This is a genomic window from Streptomyces sp. NPDC102514 (assembly GCF_055584525.1).
Genome location: NZ_JBVJLW010000004.1, coordinates 121,439 through 144,617, shown reverse-complemented (window position 1 = coordinate 144,617; position 23,179 = coordinate 121,439). Strand labels below are relative to the sequence as shown.

The window sequence follows — 23,179 nt, the reverse complement described above, 5'->3', positions numbered from 1 at the left end:
GACACCGGCCCGTCGGGCACGGGAGGGGCGCGGCGGGGGCACGGACAGCCTCTGCCCCGCTACGACTTGGGCAATTCGGTGACGAAGGTTCCGGTGCCTGGCTGCATCTGTGCCCGCCCTGCGTCGCGAAGTGCAGTGAGGACACGTCGGGCCGTCATCACCCCGAATCGCGAGAACGCCTGGCGACCGACCCGGGAGCGTGGACGACTGGATGGAGTCGACGTGAACGAGGGTACGCAACATCAGCCCGCCTCGAACGGGCCGAAGGCGGCCTCCAAGGAGCCTGTCATCTATGGCTACTGCACCTGGCACTGCGGTTACAGCGCCGACATCCGCGTGATCAACGTGGACGAGCAGGGTTCCGGACCAGGAGGCATGCAGTCGGCCTGCCTCCCCTGCCGGGAGAAGTACGACCTGATCCCCTATTCCGAGCGGCCATGACCGGAGCCTGGCGGCCACAGCCGCCCCCCGCCGCCGACCTCACAAGCTGGCAGTACCTCGGCTGGCGCTGCTGCTGGTGCGCCGGACTCCTGCGGGGAGACACCAGGTCCGCCGGCCGTGCTGAAGGGCATTCCGGTGCACACGATCTGTCCGTCGAGGTGTACGAGTGCGGCCCGCACTGCCCGCAGCGCCCGATGGAAACAGAGAACGCTTAGCCGGCTGGTTGCCTGCTCCGGGCTCTCGGTGGGTCCCGTCTCCTTGTGGGCCGGTTTCAGTGGCGTGCGCTACGGGCGGTGGTTCGTCATGCGGGATGCCGACGTGATGGTCGAGCGGGCCTCGCGTTCCGTGAGACCTGTGCGGACGGCGGCGTCTACCAGGGCCTCGGTCAATTGCGGGCCGAAGCCGTTCTCGTAGGCGCGGCAGGCCGCCCAGAACAGGCGGGTGTTGCGCTGGCCCTCGTGCGCGGCCAGGACGAACTGGACGAGGCCCTGGCCCTGCTGGCTCGGCGTGGCCGTCGTCGGGGTGTTGTGGGGGCGGGGCGGTGGCGTCAGGAGGCGCAGCAGCGACGTCGGGCAGGGCGCGGGCGGCAGCTGAGCGGTGCCCGGAGCCGTGCTGTAGACGCCGTGTTCGGTACGGGAGCCGGGGCCGACGAGGTAGCCGCCGGCACCGCGGATGTCGATGCCCGGGGCCAGCCGGCTCGCGGAGTTGGGGACGACGACGTCGGGCGGGCCGCTCAGCCAGAGGTGGCGGCCCCCGCTGGGAGTCAGCACGACGACCGTCTCGGGGATCGTGAACAGATGGCGCAGCGCCAGTTCGCGAAGAGCCGCGGACGAGTCCGTACCCGACTTGGTGTCCAGGTCGATGCCGATCAGGTGGTGGGGTTCCAGGCCGCAGGCGATCCCGTAGCCGGTGGCCCAGGGGGCGGCGGCGAAGAGCGCGCGTATGCGGCGGGGGTCGGTCGAGGCGTCGTACACACCGTGTCCGAAGCGGTCGCACTCGCCGTGGCAGGGCGGTGCCGCCGGTTCGTCGCGGTGGGGCGAGCGCAGCGCGGGGAGCTTGGTCCGGGACAGCGGGATGACGGCCAGTCCGCGTTCGGCGGCTGACAGGGCGTGTGCGAGGGCCAGCGTCGTGGCCTGCCGGTCGATGGTGGCCATACATCTATGTTCGTACGAGTGTTCGAAAAAGGGAAGAGGTGGGGGTGGGGGGCGCCCCGGAAAGGGTGGATAAACCCGCCCAGGGGGATTGGCTGAAAAGGTGACGAAACGCTTCATCCCTTGCGCTGTATGGGATTGAGTCGCCCGCACCATCCTGAACTGCGGTTTTGGGGGCGTGAAGGGGGTTTATCGACATGTACTCACGCTTGCGAGCGAATAGCGGCTTCCGGGGTGGTTCGCCGGGGATTCGGTGGGCAATTCTGATCTCGCGACGTCGTGAACGAACACCGAGGCGGTCGGCCAACTGCCCCGGAACCAGCCGTACTCAGCCGGTCCTGACCGGTAACCGGTCCCGACCGGTACGTACTTCTCGCTTCTGGAGGAACTGACATGGCAAGCATCCGTACCGCCCGCGTTCTCGCCGCCGCGGCAGCCCTGCCGCTCGCCGCCGCCCTCTTCTCGGGAGTGGCAGTGGCCGACAACGGCTCCTTCGCGGACAACGGATCGAACGCCGCGGTGGCGACCGTCGGTGGCAGCGGAGTCGGGGGTGACAACTACGGCACCTCGTCCACGACGCAGCAGCAGGCCGTCGGTTCAGGCGCCTCGAACCAGAGCAACACGGCTCAGGTGAACGGGTCCGCGTTCACGGCCATCGACCAGTCGAACGACAACGTCGCCGTCAACTTCACCCACCTCTGGTGAGCCGGCGGCCGCCGGGGACTGGAGACCCCCGACGGCCGTATGCCTCCTTGGTGGGGTGCTTTGTGGGGTGGTAACACGTCTGCGCGGCGGTGCTTCGGCATCGCCGCGCAGACGTTTTTGCGCGCACCCCCGCGTCAGCGCTCCTGCGGCCGGTCCGTGCTCCTGCGGCCGGTCCGTCGGGCGACCTTGAACCTTGACAGTGGGATGTATCTGACGGACAGTCAGAAACCCTTGTTCGTACGAGGTCCGGGAGGGCCGTCGTCGTGCATCTCGCCCCCACCGAACGCCAGCGACGACTACGCGCCGAACTCCGTTCGTACTTCCGGGAACTGATGCCGGAGGGGCCTGCTCCTGCCGGCCCCAGCCCCAGCACCGCTGCCGGTATCGGTTCCGGTACCGGTTCCGCGGGGCAACGGACGCTGTTGCGGCGGATCGGCGCCGACGGATGGCTCGGTATCGGCTGGCCGGAGGCTTACGGGGGCCAAGGGCGAGGCGCTGGCGAGCAGTTCATCTTCTTCGACGAGGCCTGCCGGGCGGGCGCCCCGATCTCCATGGTCACGCTGAACACGGTCGGGCCGACGCTCATGAAGTACGGCACCGAAGAGCAGAAGGACTACTTCCTGCCGCGGATCCTGCGCGGAGAACTCGTGTTCGCGATCGGATACAGCGAGCCGTCGGCCGGTACGGATCTGGCCTCGCTGCGGACACGGGCCGTGCGGGTCGGCGGCTCTGAGGGGCGCTTGGGCCAAGAGGGGCGTGAGAGGCAAGACGGGCGTGAGGGGCGGGAGGAGCGCGCGGGGCTCGACGAAGAGCCCGGCGGTGGATGGGTCGTCGACGGGCAGAAGGTGTTCACCTCCAACGCCCAGCGCGCCGACTGGATCTGGCTCGCCTGCCGTACGGACCCCGCCGCGCCGAAACACAAGGGCATCTCGATCCTGCTGGTCCCCACGGACGCGCCCGGGTTCTCGTGGACGCCGATCGAAACGGTGGGCGGGCTGACCACGACGGCCACCTACTACGACGGGATCCGGGTCCCCGCCTCCCGCCTGGTCGGCGAGGAGAACGGCGGCTGGGGGCTCATCACCAACCAGCTGAACCACGAACGGGTCGCGCTCGCCGCTCTCGGTATGCAGGCGGAGGACTTCTATCTGGCCGCGCTGGCCGCCGCCCGCGTCCCCGATCGGGTGACCGGGCGGCGCAGGGTTGACGAGCCGTGGGTGCGTTCGAGGCTGGCCGAGGTACATGCCCGGCTGGCGGCAACGCGCCTGCTCAACTGGCGTTTGGTGGGTGATGTGGGGGCCGGTCGGCTGGCCCCCGGTGATGCCAGCGGCGTGAAAGTCGTGGGAACCGAATCGGCCGTCGCGGTGTATCGAATGTGTCAGGAAATCGTCGGATCGGACGCGCTGGTCCGGGCCGGTTCGCCGGGGGTGTTCGGGGACGGCGAGCTGGAGCGGATGAACAGGGCGGCACAGATCAACACGTTCGGGGGCGGGGTGAGCGAGGTGCAGCGGGAGATCGTGGCGACGATGCGGCTCGGGATGACGAGGGGGCGGCGGTGAGCGAGCGGGCGATGTCAGGAGAGAGGGGTGCGTCGGGCGAGAGGCGTGCGGCGGGTGAGAAGGCCGCGTCCGGGGAGGGAGTGGTGTCCGTGGACGTGGCCGAGGGGGGATACGAGGACATCCACGCGCGGTTGAAGACCTACGAGGGGCTGACGGCTGTCGGAGGCGTCGGCAAGGACCTGGTCAACGAACCGATGATCCGGCACTGGTGCGAGGCGATGGGAGACACGAATCCGGCGTATGCGGGTGCGGACGCCGTCGCGCCGGCCACCATGCTCCAGGCCTGGACGATGGGAGGGCTCTCCGGCCACGGGGGACGCTCGGAGGCGTACGTCGAGATGCTCGGCCTGCTCGACTCCGCCGGGTACACCTCGGTGGTCGCCACCGACTGCGAGCAGGAGTATCTGCGGCCACTTCGCCCGGGGGACCGGATCACCTTCGACTCGGTGATCGAGTCGGTCTCCGAGCGCAAGACGACCAAGCTGGGCACGGGGTACTTCGTCACGACGCGGACGGATGTACGGGCAGGGGGCGAGCCGGCGGGGACGCATCGGTTCCGCATCCTCAAGTACGTACCTGCGGGGCGGCGCAGGACGGACGGCGCGACGGGCAGGGCGGCGACGGCGGCCAAGGGGGCTGTGGCGGATGCCGGGGAGGCCCAGGTACCCACCAGGGCGGCCGTGGCGCCCACCGGAGAGGCCCAGGCGCCGTCCGGAGCAGCCCTGGCGCCGACCGCAGAAGCCGCGCTCGCCCTCCGACCCAAGCGACCCCGCCCCGTGGTCAATCGCGACAACGCCGGCTTCTGGGAGGGCGTGTCCCGGCACCGGCTGCTCATCCAGCGCTGCGAGAAGTGCCAGACCCTGCGGTTCCCCTGGCTGCCGGGGTGCAATTCCTGCGGCTGCCTGGAGTGGGACACGGTCGAGGCGGCCGGTGAGGGGACCGTCTACTCGTACGTGGTGATGCATCACCCGCCCTTCCCGGCCTTCGACCCTCCGTACGCGGTGGGCCTGGTCGAACTCGTCGAGGGTGTCCGGATGATCAGCAACGTGGTGGGGGTGCCGTACGACCGCGTGCGGATCGGGATGCCGGTGCGGCTGGAGTTCGCGCGGGTGGACGAGGAGCTGGAGCTGCCGGTCTTCCGCGCCGTCGAGGGGAGCGGGGGCTGATGGACTTCACGCCGACGGAGGAGCAGACGGCGGCCCGCGAGCTGGCCGCGCGGATCTTCGGCGACCTGTCCACGCACGAGCGGCTGACCGCCGTGGGGACGGGCAGCGACACGGAGTTGTGGAAGGCGCTGTGCGAGGCGGGGCTGCCCGCCGCCGTCCAGGACATCGGGCTCCTCGGGCTGGTGCTCCTCCTGGAGGAACAGGGGCGGACGACGGCCCAGGTGCCGTTCGCCGCGAGCTGTGTCTACGGGCTGCTGGCGGTGTCGACGCACGGCTCGGCGACACAGCGGGAGCGGCTCCTGCCGGGGATCGCGGACGGGTCGGTCGTGATGACGGGCGCCCTGCCCGACACCGCGGTACGGGCAGCCGCGCCGGGCGAGTTGAGCGGGGTGGCCCCCGTGGTGCCGTGGCTCCGCGACGCCACGCACGTGCTGGTCACCGACGAGGAACAGAGGCTGTGGCTCGTACGGACCGCCGACGCCCGGTGCGAGCCCGTCGAGCTGACGGCTCCGTGGTCGGCCGGACGCCTCACCCTGGACGCCGCCCCGGCCGAACGACTCGGTGGCGTCGACGCGTACGACGACGTGCTGGCCACCACACGCACGGCCTTCGCGGGGCTGCAGGCGGGGGTGTGCGCGGGCTCGGTCGCCAGAGCCGTGGCGTACACCAACACCCGCGAGCAGTTCGGGCAGCCGCTCGCGGCCAAGCAAGGGGTCCAACTCCGTGCTGCGGACGCCCACATGGACACCGAGGCGATACGGGTCACGGCGTACGAGGCGGCCTGGCGGCGGGACGAGGGGCTGGACTATGCCGCGCAGGCGCTGACCGCCGCCTGGTGGGCGTCGGAGGCGGGACAGCGGGTCGTGCACGCGGGGCAGCATCTGCACGGCGGTGCGGGGGCCGACCTGGAGCATCCCGTGCACCGGCACTTCCTGTGGGGACGGCAGCTGGACGCGTACCTGGGGTGCGGGAGCGAACTGCTCCAGGAACTGGGGGAGTCGATCGTGCACGGCGAGGGAGAGGGCGAGGGGGACGTATGACCACCGAGGTCGGGCCGGCGCGGATCGGCGATGTGCTGGCACCGCTGGAGATCGAGATCACCCGCACGCTCGTCGTCGCCGGGGCGATCGCGTCGCGTGACTACCAGGACGTGCACCACGACGCCGAGTCGGCACGGCAGAAAGGTTCGCCGGACATCTTCATGAACATCCTGACGACCAACGGGCTGGTCGGGCGCTACATCACCGACCACTTCGGGCCCCGGTCCGTGCTGCGCAGCGTGGCGATCAGGCTGGGCGCTCCCAACCATCCGGGCGACACCATGGTGCTGACCGGCGTGGTGGAGGACGTCCGCGGCGACACGGCGACGGTTCGGGTCGTCGGCGCCAACAGCCTCGGCAACCACGTCACGGGCACGGTGACGGTCACGGTTCCGGAACCGGCATTCGTACCGGAACCGGTGACGCGGACGACGACAGGAACCACCCCGGCGACGACAGGCACCATCCCGGAGGCGACCGCCACGACGCCGGAGGCAACCGCGACCAGCCCGGAGGTCCGGCCATGAGTGTGCTGAGGAAGGACAGCCTCGGTGGACGGGCGGCCGTCGTCGGGATAGGGGCCACCGAGTTCTCCAAGGACTCGGGGCGCAGCGAGCTGCGGCTCGCGGTGGAGGCGGTGCGGGCCGCGCTGGACGACGCGGGGCTCACACCGGGCGATGTGGACGGCCTGGTGACGTTCACGATGGACACCAGCCCCGAGATCACCGTCGCCCAGGCGGCTGGTATCGGCGAGCTGTCGTTCTTCTCCCGGATCCACTACGGCGGCGGGGCGGCCTGCGCGACCGTCCAGCAGGCGGCGCTGGCTGTGGCCTCGGGGGTGGCCGACGTGGTGGTCTGCTACCGGGCGTTCAACGAGCGGTCCGGGCGGAGATTCGGCTCCGGGGTCCAGCACCGGGTGCCGTCCGCCGAGGGTGCGGCGCTCGGCTGGGCGCTGCCCTTCGGACTGCTCACGCCCGCGTCCTGGGTGGCGATGGCGGCCCAGCGCTATCTGCACACGTACGGGCTGACCTCCGAGGCGTTCGGGCAGGTCGCGGTCGTCGACCGGAAGTACGCGGCGACCAATCCGGCGGCGTACTTCCACGGCAGACCGATCTCGCTCGCGGATCATGCGGCGTCCCGCTGGATCGTCGAGCCGCTGCGGCTGCTCGACTGCTGTCAGGAGACCGACGGCGGACAGGCCCTGGTCGTCACCTCGGTGGAGCGGGCGCGCGACCTTCCGCGTCCGCCCGCCGTGATCGTCGCGGCCGCCCAGGGCGCGGGGCGGGCCCAGGAGCAGATGACCAGCTTCTACCGGGACGATCTGACGGGGCTCCCGGAGATGAGTGTGGTGGCGCGGCAGCTGTGGCGTACGTCGGGGCTGACGCCGGCCGGGATCGACGTCGGGATCCTGTACGACCACTTCACGCCGTTCGTGCTGACACAGCTGGAGGAGTTCGGGTTCTGCAAGCCGGGTGAGGCCGCGGACTTCGTGGCGGAGGAGCGGCTGCCGCTGAACACCCACGGAGGACAGCTCGGGGAGGCGTATCTGCACGGGATGAACGGAGTGGCGGAAGGGGTCAGGCAACTGCGCGGTTCGGCCGTGAACCAGATACCCGGAGCCCGCCGGGTGCTGGTGACGGCGGGGACGGGCGTTCCGACCTCGGGGCTGATCCTGGGTTCCGACGACCGGGCCTGATCCGGGGGTCCGCCCGATCCCCGGTTCGGACGATCGGGGCTGATTGCGGGGCGGACGGATGAACGTGGCGCGTGTCCGGGCCCTGCAGCGAGGGCGGGGCCGTTGACTCGGCCTATGCGTTGGCTGCGATGTCACAAGATGATCGTCGGATTCGGATTCGTGCTGCTCCTGCTGGGGCTCACGGCGGCACCACCGGCACAGGCGGGGCCCCGGTCGCCGGGTGCCGCCGCACCGGTGGATTCCCCGTACCGCGAGTCAGTCGTCCGGGAGTCCGGTGCGAGACCCAAGGCGCTCACGTTCAAGGGCCGTGCGTTCGACACCTGCCGGGCGCCGTCCGCGGACACCATGAGGCGATGGCGGGCGTCCCCGTACCGGGCCGTGGGGGTCTACTTCGGCGGGCGCGGGCGGGCCTGCCGGGCACAGCCCCATCTGAGCCACCGCTGGATGCGGACGGTGCGGGACCAGGGCTGGCGGGTGCTGCCGCTGTACGTGGGCTCGCAGTCGACCTGTGTGTTCGCGCGGCACAAGAAGAACGTACGGATCGGGCGGCATCCCTGGAAGCAGGGGACGACGGAGGCCCGCGACGCGGTGAAGAGGGCGAAGGCGCTCGGAATGAGCCCCGGCAGCCCGCTCTTCCTGGACATGGAGGCCTATGCGTACCGGAACAAGAAGTGCGCACGGACCACGCTCCTGTTCGTGCGGGGGTGGAACCGTGAGGTGTCGCGCCGGGGGTATCTGCCGGGGTTCTACAGCAGCGCCGCGTCGGGCGTCGCCCACATGGAGCGCTCGCGGCGGGCCGGGGTACGGGACCTTCCGTCGGTGGTGTGGTTCGCGCGATGGGGCGTGAAGAACGGGCTGCACCGTGAGCCCGTCCTGCGGAAGACCGCGTGGGCACCCGCGCGGCGCATCCACCAGTACGCGGGGAACGTACGGGAGCGGCACGGCGGCCGGACGCTGCTGATCGACCGCAATCTGATGCACGCGCCCGTCGCACGCGTCGAGTGAGCTGTCGGGGGTGCCGTGCGGCGGCCCTGGTGCGCGGTCGTACTACTCCGGCACCATGCGGGAGGCCGGGCTACTGCGCTGGGAGTGCGCGGGGGCCCGTCTCTCAGGGGTGAACCCTCAAGGGTCGTGAGCCTCGTGTCCACCTTCAGGAGGTGGGGCCTGCCCCCCTCCTACAACCTGAGGCGGACACGGCTTCGGGACCTGCGGCCGATCCGCTGGAGTAGGGGCGATCCTAGCGTGGAGCCATGACCACACCCGTCTGCACCAGCGCTTCGAACGTGGCGACGCGGACCCATGCGTACCCGTCGTTCTCCTCGTACGTGAGGGCTCGCCAACCTGTGTTGTTGCGTACCGCGCGCTCGCTGACCGCGAACCCGTGCGACGCCGAGGACCTGCTGCAGACCGCCCTCACCAAGACGTATGTCGCCTGGGAGCGGATCGAGGACCACCGGGCGCTCGACGGATATGTGCGGCGGGCGCTGCTGAACACGCGGACGTCGCAGTGGCGCAAGCGGAAGGTCGACGAGTTCGCGTGCGACGAGATGCCGGAACCGCAGGTTCCGCCGGCCGGGGACCCGGCGGAGCAGCAGGCGCTGCACGACGCGATGTGGCGCGCGATCATGAAGCTGCCCGCGCGGCAGCGGGCGATGGTCGTCCTGCGGTACTACGAGGACCTGAGCGAGGCGCAGACGGCGGAGGTGCTGGGCGTGTCGATCGGAACGGTCAAGTCGGCCGTGTCGCGCGCGCTGGGCAAGCTCCGTGAGGACCCTGAACTGGGCCCCGTGCGCTGACCGGCGCGGGCGGGCACGGAGCGGAACACAGAGCGCAGGACTGGGCAAGCAATGCTTGCCGTGATGTGATCGATCACCCAGGAGTAGTGACATACCGCGCGGTATGTGAGCAGAATCAGCCCAACCCTTACTACCGCGTAGGCAATGTCGCCCCCGGGAGGACGCCGTGCTGAGCACGATGCAGGACGTACCGCTGCTGATCTCTAGGATCCTGACCCACGGATCGACGATCCACGGGTCGTCTCAGGTGATCACCTGGACCGGTGAGGCCGAGCCGCACCGGCGTTCGTTCGCCGAGATCGGGGCACGGACGGCACGGCTGGCACACGCCCTGCGCGACGACCTCGGAGTCCGGGACGACGACCGGGTCGCAACGCTGATGTGGAACAACGCCGAGCACGTCGAGGCGTACTACGCGATCCCGGCCATGGGCGCGATCCTCCACACACTGAACCTGCGGCTGCCTCCCGAGCAGCTCGTCTGGATCGTCAACCACGCCGCCGACCGGGTCATCGTGGCCAACGGTTCGCTGCTCCCCCTGCTCGCCCCGCTGCTCCCGCACTTCACGTCGGTCGAGCACGTGGTCGTCTCCGGCCCCGGTGACCGCTCGCTGCTCGACGGGGCGAGTGTGCAGGTGCACGAGTACGAGGAGCTGATCGCGGACAAGCCGGACAGCTACGACTGGCCCGCGCTGGACGAACTCCAGGCCGCGGCCATGTGCTACACCTCCGGCACGACCGGCGACCCCAAGGGCGTCATCTACTCGCACCGGTCCATCTACCTGCACTCGATGCAGGTCAACATGACGCAGTCCATGGGACTCACCGACGGGGACACCTCCCTCGTCGTGGTCCCGCAGTTCCATGTGAACGCCTGGGGCCTGCCGCACGCGATGTTCATGACCGGCGTGAACGTGCTGATGCCGGACCGTTTCCTGCAGCCCGCACCGCTCGCCGAGATGATCGAGAAGGAGCGGCCCACGCACGCCGCCGCCGTCCCCACCATCTGGCAGGGGCTGCTCGCGGAGCTCAAGGGCAAGCCGCGTGACGTGAGTTCGCTGACCCAGGTCACCATCGGCGGTTCCGCGTGTCCGCCCGCCCTCATGAAGGCGTTCGACGAGCTGGGCATGCGCGTCTGTCACGCCTGGGGCATGACGGAGACCTCGCCGCTCGGCACGATCGCGCGGCCGCCGGCCCATGTGGAGGCGGGATCGGACGAGGAGTTCGCGTACCGGCTCACCCAGGGCCGTTTCCCCGCCGGTGTCGAGCCGCGCCTGACCGGCCCGGGCGGCGAACGGCTGCCCTGGGACGGCGAGTCCGCGGGCGAGCTGGAAGTGCGTGGCCCCTGGATCGCGGGTGCGTACTACGGCGGTCAGGGCGCCGAAGCCCTGCGCCCCGACGACAAGTTCAGCGAGGACGGCTGGCTCAAGACCGGTGACGTCGGCACGATCAGCCCCGACGGCTTCCTGACCCTCACCGACCGCGCCAAGGACGTCATCAAGTCCGGCGGCGAGTGGATCTCCTCGGTCGACCTGGAGAACGCCCTCATGGCCCATCCTGATGTCGCCGAGGCGGCGGTCGTCGCCGTCCCGGACGACAAGTGGGGCGAACGCCCGCTCGCCACCGTCGTGCTGAAGGAAGGCGCAGGCGCCGACTTCGACACCCTGCGCTCCTTCCTCGCCGACGAGGGCAAGATCGCCAAGTGGCAGCTTCCCGAGCGCTGGACGATCATCGAGTCGGTGCCGAAGACGAGCGTCGGCAAGTTCGACAAGAAGGTGCTGCGCAGGCAGTACGCGGCGGGCGAGTTGGACGTCACCCAGCTCTGACGGTCACGGCAGGCGATAAGTGCGGGTTGGGGCGTTGTTTCACGTGAAACAACGCCCCAACCCGTTTGTGCGTACGCCTGGTTGAGCCGACGCTCAGTTCGTCGCTCAGTTCGTACCGATACGAGCCAGCAGATCCACGATCCGGTCCTGCACCTCGGCGCTCGTCGATCGCTCGGCCAGGAACAGCACCGTCTCCCCCGCGGCCAGCCGCGGCAGTTCGCTCTGGTCGACGGCCGCGGTGTAGACGACCAGCGGGGTGCGGTTGAGCTGGCCGTTCGCGCGCAGCCAGTCGACGATCCCGGCGCGTCGGCGGCGTACCTGCATCAGGTCCATCACCACCAGGTTCGGCCGCATCTGCCCGGCCAGCGTGACGGCGTCCTCGTCGGACGAGGCCCGCGCGACCTGCATTCCGCGCCGCTCCAGCGTCGAGGTCAGCGCCAGCGCGATCTCCGCGTGCTCCTCGATGAGGAGAACCCGCGGCGGGTGCTGCTCGCTGTCACGCGGAGACAACGCCTTGAGGAGTACGGCGGGGTCGGCGCCGTACGCCGCCTCGCGGGTCGCCTGACCGAGGCCGGCGGTCACCAGGACCGGTACCTCGGCGGCGACGGCGGCCTGGCGCAGCGACTGGAGTGCCGTACGCGTGATCGGGCCGGTGAGCGGGTCGACGAACAGGGCGGCCGGGAAGGCGGCGATCTGGGCGTCGACCTCTTCGCGTGAGTGCACGATGACGGGCCGGTAGCCGCGGTCGCTCAGCGCCTGCTGCGTGGTGATGTCCGGCGCGGGCCAGACGAGCAGCCGACGCGGATTGTCCAGCGGCTCCGGGGGCAGCTCGTCGTCCATCGGCTGGGGGTGGGGCTGGTTCGCGACCTCCACCGCGCCACCGGGGCCGTCGAGCGGCTCGGGGCCTTCGTCGGCGTTCTGGTCCGGTGCTCCTATGGCGTACGAACGGCCGGTGCCCTCGGTGGTGTGGGCGAGCCGGGACTGCTGGCCGCCACCCGGGTGCGAGCGGGCCGCCGTGTCCGTCTGCTCGGCCGCGGGATCGGGCCGCGTGCCGAGCTTGCGGCGCCGCCCGGAGCCGTTGGTCGAGTGCGGGGGAGGCGTAGGCGCCTGGGGCTGCGGCGCGGCTCCTCCCGGCGCCACGGGCTGCGCCTGCGCCTGTGCGTGGGCCTGGGGGGCGGGAGACGCCGTCCGGCCGGGCTTGGGCTGCTGCGCGTCGATCATGCGGCGGCCGAACGGGACACCCTGCCCGAGCGTACGGACGCTGATCGCCCGCCCCTGCGTCGAGTTGGGGTCCACGGGAGGCGCCGCCGCTTCCGCGGGCAAGGGCTGTGCGGTGCGCGGCTGTTCCTGGGCCGCCACGGGCTCAGGAGCGGCCGACGTATCGGCCGTGCCCGGCCATGGCTGCGGCGCGGCGGCGGCCTCCGGCTGTACGGGGACTCCGGCGCCGGACGTATCGGCCGCGCCGGGCCAGGGCTGAGGGGGCGCGGTCGGGTCCGCGTTCGGAATCCCGGCGGCGGGCGTCTGCGGTTGCTGCTGCGGTTGCGGCTGTGCGGGACCCGCGGGGGCTTCCTGGGCAGGCGTGCCGGGCGCCGGGGCTCCGACGTGACCCGGTGAGCCCTCGGCCGTCGCGGGTGCCACGGGTCCGGTGAGACCGGCCGGGGCGACCTGCCCGGGAGCGGCCTGCGGTGGCAGGGCCTGCCCTGGGAGGGGCGCTGCCTGCGGCGGGAGGGCCTGAGCGGGGGCGGCCGGCTGGGGGATGCCCTGCGCGGGCACGGCCTGACCCATGGCAGGCACGGCCGAAGGGACGCCGTGTCCCGGGTGCCCCTGACCAGGTACGGGTCCGGGTGCGGGCTGTCCAGGTACGGCCTGTCCGAGGGCGGGCTGAGCGGGAGCGCCCTCCGGGGCGGGAACGGCTTGCGCGGGAGGCAGATGGCCCGGCATCGGCTGCTGCCCGGGAACCCCGGCCGCCCCGTCCGGAGCCACCTCGCCCACGCCCGCACCTGCTGCCTCGCCCGCGGGCTGCCGGGCCCGCCGGCGTCCGCTGGGCGCCTGCACCGGATGCGGCTGGGGCGGAGTGTGATCGTCGGCAGGATCGCGCAGGGCGACATCATGGCGTCCGCCGGCTGCCGCTGCCTGACCGTGGCCGTGGCCCTCGGCGGACTGCGCCGCGTACTCGGGCGAGCGGTCCGCCTCGGCGGGCGGCAGCGCGAACACCGCGCGGGGCCCGGCCTCCTGAGCCGCCGCACGCTCCGCCGCGGCGGCCAGCGCACGCCGACGCCGCCCGGTCGGCTGACCGCCGTCGCCGTCGGAGTTCTCACCCGAGTCCCCAGCTGAACCCGAACCCGCGCCCGGCCCGGAGGGCGCGGCTGCGGGAAGTGCGGCCGGCAGGGCCTGTCGGCCGCCGTCCTGCAGGGCACGGCGTCCGTCGGCGGGCGCGGGCACGCCCTGCGGAGGCACGGTCGCCCCCAGCCCGGTGGCCGCGGTACCGGCCGCGTGCTCGGCGGCGGTCACCACCGCGCCCTCGGAGACGCCGCCCCCGGAGCCGCCGCCCTCGACGGGGCTCGGCCGCCCACGCCGCCGTCCGGTCGCGCCCTTGCCCTCGGAAGCACTCTCGTCCGCGGCGGCCTGGGCCGGCAGCGCGGGCTGCCCCGCGGCCTCCGCGGCACGCCTGCGCCGCCCGGTGGGTACGGCCGTCTCCGTCGAGGGCCCCACCTCGCTCTCCAGGAAGGCGTCGACGGACGCGCGCCGGGCCCGCCGCCGTCCACCGCCCTGGGAGGAAGCCTGCTCGGGCAGCGCGAGCGCGGAACCGACCGCGCCGGAGGCCGCTCCCGCACCCGGTCCCGTACTCGCTTCCGCGGCGGGAGGGCCGTCCGGACCTGGACCCGGACCCACCGCGGGAAGGGCGCCCGCAGTCGGAACGGCGGCCGGGACCGACCCGGCCCCGCCGCCGATGGGTACTTCGAGAACGAACGCGCTGCCGCTCATCCCGGGGACCTCGTGCGTCTGCAGCACTCCCCCGTGCGCGCGCACGATCCCGCGCACGATGGGCTCGTGCACCGGGTCTCCCCCGGCGTACGGCCCGCGTACCTCGATCCGTACGCCCTCACCGCGCTGCGCGGCGGCCACGACGACCGTGTTGTCCATGTAGCCGCCGGCCGAGGCCGGCGAGTTGCCCGTGGAGTCGACGCCCGCGACATCCGCGATGAGGTGCGCGAGCGCGGTGGCGAGGCGCTGCGGGTCGACCTCGGCCTCGATGGGCGGCGCGTGCACGGCGAACTGCACCCGCCCGGGCCCGATCAGCTCGACGGCCCCGTCGACGCCGGCGGCGACGACCGCGTCCAGCATCACTTTCGTACGGGTGACGCCATCGGTACCGGAGTCGAGGCGCTGGTACGCGAGCACGTTGTCGACGAGTGTGGTGATGCGCGAGTAGCCGGCCGAGAGGTGGTGCAGCACCTGGTTGGCCTCGGGCCACAGCTGTCCGGCGTCGTCCGCGGCGAGGGTCGCGAGTTCGCCGCGCAGCTGGTCGAGGGGCCCGCGCAGGGAGCGCCCCAGAACGGCCAGGAGCTGTTCGTGGCGCGCGGACAGTGCCTCGTAACGGTCCTTCTCGCGCTCGGCGAGGGCCGCGTACCGGTCGTCCCCGGCGGCCAGTTCCTCCTCGTGCTGCTCGCGCAGCTCGGCGAGCTGCCCGGCGTGTTCCTCCCGGAGGGCGGCCAGCTCCTCGGCATGCGTCTCGGAGGCCTGCGTGAGCTCCTGCTGATGCCGCTCGGCCTCGGCGTCCTTCTCCTCGGCGAGCGCGTCGTACGGCCGCCGGTCCGTGAAGGTCATCACGGCCCCGACGAGCTGGTCGCCGTCCCGCACCGGCGCGGTGGTCAGGTCGACCGGCACGCGGTCGCCGCTCTTGGACCACAGCACCTGCCCGCGCACCCGGTGCTTGCGCCCGGAACGCAGGGTGTCGGCGAGCGGCGACTCCTCGTACGGGAAGGGCTCGCCGTCCGCGCGCGAGTGCAGCATCAGCGGGTGCAGTTCCTGCCCGCCGAGGTCGCTGGCCCGGAAGCCGAGTATCTGCGCCGCGGCCGGATTGACGAGGACGACCCGTCCCTCGGTGTCCGTGCCCACCACGCCCTCGGCGGCGGCACGCAGGATCATCTCCGTCTGCCGCTGCGAGCGTGCGAGCTCCGCCTCGGTGTCGACGGTGCCGGAGAGGTCCCGTACGACGATCATGAGCAGTTCGTCGCCGGTGTAGCCGTAACCGTCGTAGGCCTGCTGCCCGTTCTCCAGGTTCGCGCTGGTGACCTCGACGGGGAACTCGCTGCCGTCGGTGCGGCGGGCGATCATCCGGGTGGGCCGGGTGCGCCCGTTCTCGTCGACGGTCTCGGCCCGCCGCATCGTGCCCGGGATGAGCCGGGAGTCGAACTGCGGCAGCAGATCGAGCAGTCCGCGCCCCACGAGCGCGGTGCCCGGGGCCTCGAAGGCCTCCAGGGCGATGGTGTTGGCGTTGACGACCGTTCCGTTGGCGTTGACCAGCACCAACGCGTCGGGAAGTGCGTCGAGTATGGCTGCGAGGCGAGCAGCGCCTCGGGATGGCCTGCTGCTCACGAGACGCTTCCTCCCTGTTACCGCACCTTGCCGACCGCGGTAGCCATCTTGCCAACGGGGCCGCGACGTGTCACGCGAGGGAGTCTACGGGCAGTGGTTGCGCTCGCGACGCCGGATGAGAGGGAGGTCGCACGTAGAGGGGACGCAGAACGCACGCAGAAGGCCTGGAGAACCTGTGACCGTGCGTTTCGCCGCCCCGGCCGCCACGCGGTCCCACACATCCGCCTGACCCCGCCGACGAGCCCTGCTCCATGCGTCCATCCCTCCGGCCCTCCGCTCCTCGCTCCCTCTAGGCGCCGAGATCGGGGAGGACGGGCACGAGGGCGTTCCAGCGCGAGATCTCGCACCCGTCACCGCGCCCGTAGTTCGCGTCGACGGGGCGGCCGGCCCAGGTGCCCGTGACGTGGGCGGTGGCCGGACCGCCGTACTGCATCGTGCACATTCCGCGCTCCTGCGGGGGCGCGAACGGGCTCTTGCCCCACGAGGTGTTCCGGTCCAGGTAGTCGCAGGCGGCCTGTGCCCGGGGATGGCTGCCGCCCGCCGGATGGCAGTCGAGCTCGAACTTTCCGTCGCGGCCCGCGCCCGCCCCGCTCACCGTCACGGTGAGGTGGTCGCTCCGGTCCGCGTCGCTGACCGGCGGCGGCACGAGGGGAAACGAATCGGCGTACGCGACCGCCGGCGCCCCGGAGAGCGCCGCGAAGGAGGCGGCGGCGGAGGTGGCGACGGTGAGGGCGATGCGGCGCAGCATGGTGGCTCCCCTGACGACGGTTCTGATCGACTGCCCTGGAGACAGCTCTGACGCCTGCTCTAACGCCGTCCGGGCCCGGACGTTGCGCCGGGGGGAAGGGCTTTGCCCTCGGGGCTTTCCGCCTAGTACCGTGGGGGGCGATTGGTGACAGCCCGCTCGGCTGTGTCATCATCTGCACGCACCATTTCGCGCAGGCGAGGATGGTTGTGCTGGAGGCGTCGCCTAGTCCGGTCTATGGCGCCGCACTGCTAATGCGGTTTGGGACTTCAATCCCATCGAGGGTTCAAATCCCTCCGCCTCCGCAGAAGATCACGAAGCCCCGGTCGTTTCCGACCGGGGCTTCGTCGTTCCTTGATCGTTCCCGACGCTCCACGGGGTCTCGCCGGGAGCCGTCCGAGGGCCGCCAGGGGGTCGTTTCCGCAGGTCAGACAGGGTCCGGCAAACGGATTTCGCCTCACGCCGCCAGTCATGTAATGTTGTTCCCGCAACGCCAACCGGGCAGAAAAGTCCGGAGGGAAGAGCAAACACAACAGAACACACAAGCACTCGTAGCTTAACGGATAGAGCATCTGACTACGGATCAGAAGGTTGCAGGTTCGAATCCTGCCGAGTGCACACAGATGAGAAGCCCCGGAGAGATCCGGGGCTTCTTGCGTTTCTGGGGCGTACAGCAGCGAAGTACGGCAGCCGTGGTCCAAGGGGCTCGGTCGGCTCGCGGACAGGGTCCGCGCACACCGTGTGGCGACCGGGGGGTCGTGGCACGTGCGCAGCACGGGAGGGGAACCCATGAAGATCAAGACCGGCAGAGTGGCAGTCATGACCATGGTCCTGGCGACACTGGTGGGATGTGGGCGCAGTTCGGCCGGGGGATCGGAGGATTCGACCTCCACGGCTTCAAGCGCACCGTGGTCGGCGCAGGCCGGTCTCTCTTCTGAGGATCTGCAGAGCCGTTGGTGGACATGGGCCATGTCGGAGCCCGAAGGCACCAACCCGGTCGCGGACGAGGACGGGAGTGACTGCGAGCGCAACCAGCCCGAGGACGTGTGGTTCCTGGCAGGTACCTTCGGCACTCGGGCCGAGCGCACTTGCAGCGTCCCCGGCGGGGTCCCTGTCGCGTTTCCCCTGGTGAACCTGCTGGGCGACCCGGCGGCCTGCACAAGCTTCATGAGCACGGCCAAGGGGTCCGCAGCCCTGGACGGCGAGAAGGTGAAGGCGCAGAGCAGCCGAGGAGAGTCGATCTCCGTGCAGGGCGTCGCCTTCAACCCCGTCACCGGAACGGACGAGCGCTACACGACCACCGGGTGCGGCCTCTGGGTCCAGTTGCCCCCGCTGAAGCCCGGGAAGCACACACTGACGATTCGTGGTCAGGCCCAGGACTTCTCCGTCGGTGTGGACTACTCCCTGACCGTGGATGCCGTGTAGGCGAACGGCAGGCACGGGATCTTCGGTCAGCCGGCAGCCGGCGGCGGTCCGTTGTCAGTGCCTGCCTCTAGGCTCGTCAGTGATGGCACAGGTGTGGAAATGCAGCGGGCTTCGGTGGGGCGGGGCGGGGCCTGTGCTGGTCTGGGACGGGGGGCGTCGCAGTGTGTTGCCGTGGGGGAAGCAGGTCGCGTTCGCCGTTGTGGGCGGGGGCGAGCGGCGGTGTGTGGGGGCGCGCGGGCACAGCTGTTTCGCGGGGGCCGCGGTGTCCGGGCGCAGTGTCGGGGCCCGCTGTGAGGAGTGCGCACGGCTGGACCGGGCCCACTCCGTCGCGGCGGACACCATCGCCGACGACCCCCGGCCCTACTCCGTCTATCTGGCGTGGTTCGGACCCGGGATGGTCAAGGTGGGGATCACCGCCGTCGAGCGCGGGTCGGCCCGGTTGCTGGAGCAGGGCGCCGTCGCCTTCACCTGGCTGGGGCGGGGGCCGCTGATGTCCGCCCGGCGCAGTGAGGAGTTGCTGCGTACGGCGCTGGGGGTGCCGGACCGGATCGCGTACGACGCCAAGCGGGCCGTGCGGAGCGCGTTGCCGGAGAGGGACGTACGGGCGGCGGAGGTGCGGGAACTGCACGCCCTCGCCGTGGGGCTGGACGGGTGGCCGGACGCTTTGCAGCGGATGCCGTTCGAGGCCGTCGATCACACGGACGCCTTCGGGCTCGACGGGCTGCCGCCGGCCGTGGCCGTCGTCAGCGAGCTGGTTCCGGGAGGCGTCGTGCGGGGTGAACTGATCGCTGCCGCCGGGCCCGACCTGCATCTGCTGACCGGGCGGGGGGTCGTCGTGCTCGATACGCGGCTCATGACGGGGTGGGAGCTGACCGGGGTGACCGAAGGGACCGGTGCGACCGGTGCGGGGGAGCGCGGGGACATCACCGTGCCCGTGCGGGAGTTCGGGGGAGTTCAGGACGGGCTCTTCTGAAGGGCTGAAGGGCTGAAGGGCGCAGGGCGTGACCGGATGGTCAAGAAGTCGATCCCTTGAAGATCCCCTTTGGTAAACCGTCTGGACTTGGTGCGGCGGCCGGATCGAGGGTGGGCGACATGAGCCATCAGGATGCCTCCGCCGCCCTCATCTCTAGCGATTCTCCCGCCTCCCCCGACTCCTTCTCCTCCCCCGTGCCCGTCCGTGCCTACGAGCCTCCCTACTACGCCGTCGTTTTCACCTCGGTGAAGACGGAGGGCGGCGCGTTCGGGGAGTACGGCGAGACCAATGAGCGGATGGAGGAGCTGGTCCGCGAGATACCCGGGTATCTCGGAATGGATCACGCGGGGTCGCCGGGCGGGCTGTCCATCACCGTCGGGTACTTCCGGGACGCGGACGCCGTCGAGGAGTGGCGGAGCAACGCCGAGCATCTGGCGGCGCAGAAGCGCGGGCGTGCCGAGTGGTATCAGCGCTGTACGTTGCACGTCGCCAAGGTCGAGCGGAGTCATGGTTTCGAGCGTGGGCATGAGTGACGGTACGGAGAGGGCGGAAGCGAGGGTGGGCGTGAGGATGGACGCAGCGGGGGAGGTCGTCGGCGTACGGCGGTTCTGGGAAGGCCTCGGGCTTCCCGGGCTCGTCGACGTCCACACCCACTTCATGCCCGAGTCCGTGCTGAAGAAGGTCTGGGCGTACTTCGACGGGCTCGGGCCGCTCACCGGCGGTGTCGAGTGGCCCATCACCTACCGGGCCGAGGAGGACGAACGGCTTGGGATGCTGCGGGAGTTCGGCGTGCGTGCGTTCACCGCCATGCTCTACCCGCACAAGCCGGGCATGGCCGAGTGGCTGAACCAGTGGGCGGTCGACTTCGCCCGCCGGACGCCCGACTGCCTCCATACGGCGACGCTGTTCCCGGAGCCGGGCGTGGCGGAGTACGTGCGCAAGGCGCTCGACGACGGAGCGCGGGTCTTCAAGGCGCACGTCCAGGTGGGGGCGTACGACCCCGCCGACGCGCTTCTCGATCCGGCCTGGGGGGTGCTCGCCGAGGCGGGGACCCCTGTCGTGATCCACTGCGGTTCCGGGCCCTCGCCCGGCAAGCACACCGGGCCCGAGCCGGTCGGACGGGTGCTCGCGCGGCATCCGCGGCTGCGGCTGGTGATCGCGCACATGGGGATGACGGAGTACGAGGACTTCCTCGACCTCGCCGAGCGGTTCGGGGAGGTGCGGCTGGACACGACGATGGCGTTCACGGACTTCAGCGAGGAGTTCGCACCGTTCCCCCGGCGTGCACTCCCCCGCCTCGCCGGTCTCGGTGACCGGATTCTGCTCGGGACCGACTTTCCCAACCTCCCCTACCCGTACGAGCATCAGCTGCGGGCGCTGGAGCGGCTCGAGCTCGGGGAGGACTGGCTGCGCGCGGTCTGTCATGACAACGGGGCGCGGCTGTTCGGACTGTGAGCGCCGGATCCGCCCGTAAGAGGGTCAGACCTGCCCGTACGAGGCCGGACCCGCCCGTAAGAGGGTCAGACCCGCCCGTACGAGCGCCGGACCCGCTCGTCTCGTACCGGGTCCGAGAGGTTCCCCGTGTTCCCTGAGAGGCGGCTGTGTGTTTCTCAGGGTATTCACAGGTTCCCGAAAGGGTGCTCTCAGGGCGGCCCACCAATGTGTTGGCTATGACCACGACCTCGCCCCAGGGGCGCACCGAACTGCTGAGGCCGGACGGGAGCCCCGTCCGCGTGCTTGTCGTGGACGACGAGCTGTCGATCACCGAGCTGCTGTCCATGGCCCTTCGCTACGAAGGGTGGCAGATCCGCAGCGCGGCGGACGGGACCGGTGCGGTGCAGACCGCCCGTGAGTTCCGGCCCGACGCCGTCGTTCTCGACATGATGCTGCCCGACATGGACGGGCTCGCCGTCCTCGGCCGGCTGCGCCGTGAGCTGCCCGACGTGCCCGTTCTCTTCCTGACCGCGAAGGACGCGGTCGAGGACCGGATCGCGGGGCTGACGGCCGGCGGCGACGACTACGTCACCAAGCCCTTCAGCCTGGAGGAGGTCGTGGCGCGGCTGCGCGGTCTCATCCGCCGTTCCGGTGCCGCCGACCGCCGCTCCGACTCGGTGCTCGTCGTCGGTGACCTCACCCTGGACGAGGACAGCCACGAGGTGTCGCGCGCCGGTGACGGCATCCACCTCACCGCGACCGAGTTCGAGCTGCTGCGGTTCCTGATGCGCAATCCGCGCCGGGTGCTCAGCAAGGCGCAGATACTCGACCGCGTGTGGTCGTACGACTTCGGCGGGCAGGCCAACGTCGTCGAGCTCTACATCTCGTATCTGCGCCGCAAGATAGACGCCGGCCGTGAGCCGATGATCCACACCCGGCGCGGCGCCGGTTACCTGATCAAGCCCGCGACGTCGTGAGCGGGCGACGACGGCCGCGTACGCAGCGGCGCCGGCAGTCCGGGGCCCCGCGCGCGCCGCGGCGCCGGCAGCCCCGGACGCTGCGGACGCGGCTCGTCGTCTCGGCGGTCGCGCTGATCGCGGTGGTCTGCGCGGTGATCGGCACGGTCACGACGATCGCGCTCCGCTCCCACCTGTACGAGCAGCTCGACGACACGCTCAAGGACGCGACCATGAGGGCGGCCGGCCCTCTGAAGCCCGGTGGCTTCCAGCCCGATCCCGGCGGTAACGGCAAACAGCAGAAGTCGCTGTCGGAGTTCGTCCAGCAGGGCCCGCAGCCCAGCGGCACGGTTGCCGCGGAGGTCACCGGCGGCAGCATTACCGAGGCCAAGGTCGGCAAGAAGACCAAGAGCGACGACGGCGTACCGGACCTCAACGCCGAGTCGCTCACCGCGGCGCAGACCGCGGCCCTCGCGAGCGTGCCGCAGGACGGCAGCCCGCACACGATCACCCTGCCCGGCCTCGGCGAGTACCACGTCCAGTTCCAGACCGGTGACAACGGCTCGTTCTACGTCGGCGTGCCCACCGAGGACGTCACCAACACGCTCAACACCCTCATCCTCGTCGAGGTCAGCGTCACGGTCGCCGGCCTGATCGCCGCTTCCTTCGCCGGCGCCACCATCGTCACCGTAGCCCTCCGCCCCCTCCGCAAGGTCGCCTCCACCGCCACCCGGGTCTCCGAACTGCCGCTGCACACCGGCGAGGTGACCCTCAACGAGCGTGTCGCCGAGTCCGAGACCGATCCGCACACCGAGGTCGGACAGGTCGGGGCCGCGCTCAACCGCATGCTCGACCACGTCCAGGGCGCCCTGCACGCGCGCCAGGAGAGCGAGACCCGCGTACGGCAGTTCGTGGCGGACGCCAGCCATGAGCTGCGTACACCCCTCGCGTCCATCCGCGGATACGCCGAACTGACCAGACGTGGACGCGAGGAGACCGGGCCCGACACCCGGCACGCGCTGGGCCGGATCGAGTCCGAGGCCGGGCGGATGACGGGCCTCGTCGAGGACCTGCTGCTGCTCGCGCGCCTGGACGCCGGACGGCCGCTCAGTTACGAGCACACCGACCTCTCCCCGCTGGTCGTGGACGCCGTGAGCGACGCCCGCGCGGCCGGACGCGAGCACAACTGGCGCCTTGAGCTGCCCGACGAACCCGCGCTGGTGCTGGCCGACGCGGCCCGCGTCCAGCAGGTCATGGTGAACCTGTTCGCGAACGCGCGTACCCACACACCACCGGGCACGACCGTGACCGCACGCGTGCGCCGCCAGGGGGCCTGGGTCTGCGTGGACGTCCAGGACGACGGACAGGGCATCCCGCCGGACCTCCTGCCGCACGTCTTCGAACGGTTCGCGCGGGGCGACTCGTCGCGTTCACGCGCCTCCGGGTCGACCGGGCTCGGGCTCGCCATCGTGCAGGCCGTCGCGGCCGCGCACGGCGGTGCGGTGACCGTCGACAGCGTCCCCGGACACACCGTCTTCACGGTGCACCTGCCCGCGCTGGCCCCCCAAGCGCCGCATTCTCATGAGGCGTTCATTTCTCAAACAAATTCACAACCGTACTCACAGGCACACCACAGCGCGACCACATGGGTGCAACAGGGCGCTTGAC

The 23,179-nt window shown here is 71.1% G+C and carries 18 protein-coding genes, 2 tRNA genes and 1 pseudogene; 18 read left to right on the top strand and 3 right to left on the bottom strand.

Features of this window, described 5'->3' with window-relative positions:
• The first annotated feature begins 222 nt into the window (after positions 1–222).
• Positions 223–441 (top strand): hypothetical protein, encoded by a 219-nt coding sequence (locus tag ACZ60E_RS12035; protein WP_469439831.1) that lies wholly within the window; start codon positions 223–225, stop codon positions 439–441.
• A gap of 284 nt (positions 442–725) precedes the next feature.
• Here the strand turns inward: ACZ60E_RS12035 and ACZ60E_RS12030 are convergent, their stop codons facing one another.
• Positions 726–1,595 carry a bifunctional DNA primase/polymerase gene (locus ACZ60E_RS12030; protein WP_469439830.1) on the bottom strand — a complete coding sequence of 290 codons (870 nt, stop codon included), beginning with the start codon at positions 1,593–1,595 and terminating at the stop codon, positions 726–728.
• 390 nt (positions 1,596–1,985) lie between these two features.
• Here ACZ60E_RS12030 and ACZ60E_RS12025 point away from each other — a divergent pair, with 390 nt between their 5' ends.
• The 9 genes and pseudogenes from ACZ60E_RS12025 to ACZ60E_RS11985 all read left to right on the top strand — a co-directional run bounded on the left by ACZ60E_RS12025 (position 1,986) and on the right by ACZ60E_RS11985 (position 11,379).
• The gene (locus ACZ60E_RS12025) at positions 1,986–2,297 is read left to right on the top strand and encodes a hypothetical protein (protein WP_107020491.1); all 312 of its coding nucleotides are present in this window, start codon (positions 1,986–1,988) and stop codon (positions 2,295–2,297) included.
• Between the two features lie 263 nt (positions 2,298–2,560).
• The gene (locus ACZ60E_RS12020) at positions 2,561–3,856 is read left to right on the top strand and encodes an acyl-CoA dehydrogenase family protein (RefSeq protein WP_469439828.1); all 1,296 of its coding nucleotides are present in this window, start codon (positions 2,561–2,563) and stop codon (positions 3,854–3,856) included.
• A gap of 89 nt (positions 3,857–3,945) precedes the next feature.
• Positions 3,946–5,022 (top strand): bifunctional MaoC family dehydratase N-terminal/OB-fold nucleic acid binding domain-containing protein, encoded by a 1,077-nt coding sequence (locus tag ACZ60E_RS12015; RefSeq protein ID WP_469439826.1) that lies wholly within the window; start codon positions 3,946–3,948, stop codon positions 5,020–5,022.
• Positions 5,022–6,062 (top strand): acyl-CoA dehydrogenase family protein, encoded by a 1,041-nt coding sequence (locus tag ACZ60E_RS12010; RefSeq protein WP_469439825.1) that lies wholly within the window; start codon positions 5,022–5,024, stop codon positions 6,060–6,062. Before ACZ60E_RS12015 ends, ACZ60E_RS12010 begins: the two co-directional genes overlap by 1 nt.
• Positions 6,059–6,457: pseudogene (locus ACZ60E_RS12005) on the top strand (MaoC/PaaZ C-terminal domain-containing protein); the annotation flags it as partial. The gene ACZ60E_RS12010 and the pseudogene ACZ60E_RS12005, both read left to right, overlap by 4 nt.
• Positions 6,458–6,585: 128 nt before the next feature.
• Positions 6,586–7,758 carry a lipid-transfer protein gene (locus tag ACZ60E_RS12000; protein ID WP_384806637.1) on the top strand — a complete coding sequence of 391 codons (1,173 nt, stop codon included), beginning with the start codon at positions 6,586–6,588 and terminating at the stop codon, positions 7,756–7,758.
• Positions 7,759–7,872: 114 nt separating this feature from the next.
• Positions 7,873–8,763, top strand: a complete 891-nt coding sequence (locus tag ACZ60E_RS11995; protein WP_469439822.1) for a DUF1906 domain-containing protein — start codon at positions 7,873–7,875, stop codon at positions 8,761–8,763.
• Positions 8,764–9,008: 245 nt separating this feature from the next.
• Positions 9,009–9,554 carry a SigE family RNA polymerase sigma factor gene (locus tag ACZ60E_RS11990; protein WP_107020495.1) on the top strand — a complete coding sequence of 182 codons (546 nt, stop codon included), beginning with the start codon at positions 9,009–9,011 and terminating at the stop codon, positions 9,552–9,554.
• Positions 9,555–9,732: 178 nt separating this feature from the next.
• Positions 9,733–11,379 carry a long-chain fatty acid--CoA ligase gene (locus tag ACZ60E_RS11985; protein ID WP_469440449.1) on the top strand — a complete coding sequence of 549 codons (1,647 nt, stop codon included), beginning with the start codon at positions 9,733–9,735 and terminating at the stop codon, positions 11,377–11,379.
• A gap of 105 nt (positions 11,380–11,484) precedes the next feature.
• On the opposite strand, the gene ACZ60E_RS11980 is transcribed toward ACZ60E_RS11985, so the two are convergent.
• Together ACZ60E_RS11980 and ACZ60E_RS11975 are read right to left on the bottom strand one after the other, a co-directional pair.
• On the bottom strand, positions 11,485–15,978 hold the full coding sequence (locus ACZ60E_RS11980) for a PAS domain-containing protein (protein ID WP_469439819.1): 4,494 nt from the start codon (positions 15,976–15,978) through the stop codon (positions 11,485–11,487).
• Between the two features lie 289 nt (positions 15,979–16,267).
• Entirely contained in the window at positions 16,268–16,726 is a 459-nt protein-coding gene (locus ACZ60E_RS11975) for an SSI family serine proteinase inhibitor (protein ID WP_469439817.1), read from the bottom strand.
• A 211-nt stretch (positions 16,727–16,937) separates the two neighbouring features.
• Between ACZ60E_RS11975 and ACZ60E_RS11970 the strand changes: the two genes are divergently transcribed.
• The 8 genes from ACZ60E_RS11970 to ACZ60E_RS11935 all read left to right on the top strand — a co-directional run bounded on the left by ACZ60E_RS11970 (position 16,938) and on the right by ACZ60E_RS11935 (position 23,178).
• Positions 16,938–17,028 (top strand) — tRNA-Ser (locus ACZ60E_RS11970).
• A gap of 240 nt (positions 17,029–17,268) precedes the next feature.
• Positions 17,269–17,341 (top strand) — tRNA-Arg (locus ACZ60E_RS11965).
• A 351-nt stretch (positions 17,342–17,692) separates the two neighbouring features.
• The gene (locus tag ACZ60E_RS11960; RefSeq protein ID WP_469439814.1) at positions 17,693–18,148 is read left to right on the top strand and encodes a signal protein; all 456 of its coding nucleotides are present in this window, start codon (positions 17,693–17,695) and stop codon (positions 18,146–18,148) included.
• A gap of 82 nt (positions 18,149–18,230) precedes the next feature.
• Positions 18,231–19,121 (top strand): DUF2797 domain-containing protein, encoded by an 891-nt coding sequence (locus tag ACZ60E_RS11955; protein ID WP_469439812.1) that lies wholly within the window; start codon positions 18,231–18,233, stop codon positions 19,119–19,121.
• A 119-nt stretch (positions 19,122–19,240) separates the two neighbouring features.
• On the top strand, positions 19,241–19,654 hold the full coding sequence (locus tag ACZ60E_RS11950) for an antibiotic biosynthesis monooxygenase family protein (protein ID WP_469439811.1): 414 nt from the start codon (positions 19,241–19,243) through the stop codon (positions 19,652–19,654).
• Between the two features lie 37 nt (positions 19,655–19,691).
• Positions 19,692–20,576: an amidohydrolase family protein gene (locus ACZ60E_RS11945; protein WP_469439808.1), complete on the top strand. Its 885-nt coding sequence runs from the start codon at positions 19,692–19,694 to the stop codon at positions 20,574–20,576.
• Positions 20,577–20,791: 215 nt separating this feature from the next.
• Positions 20,792–21,532, top strand: coding sequence for a response regulator transcription factor (locus ACZ60E_RS11940; RefSeq protein WP_210881354.1), 741 nt, complete (start codon positions 20,792–20,794; stop codon positions 21,530–21,532).
• Positions 21,529–23,178: a sensor histidine kinase gene (locus ACZ60E_RS11935; RefSeq protein WP_384806621.1), complete on the top strand. Its 1,650-nt coding sequence runs from the start codon at positions 21,529–21,531 to the stop codon at positions 23,176–23,178. Before ACZ60E_RS11940 ends, ACZ60E_RS11935 begins: the two co-directional genes overlap by 4 nt.
• The last annotated feature ends 1 nt before the right edge of the window (position 23,179 follow it).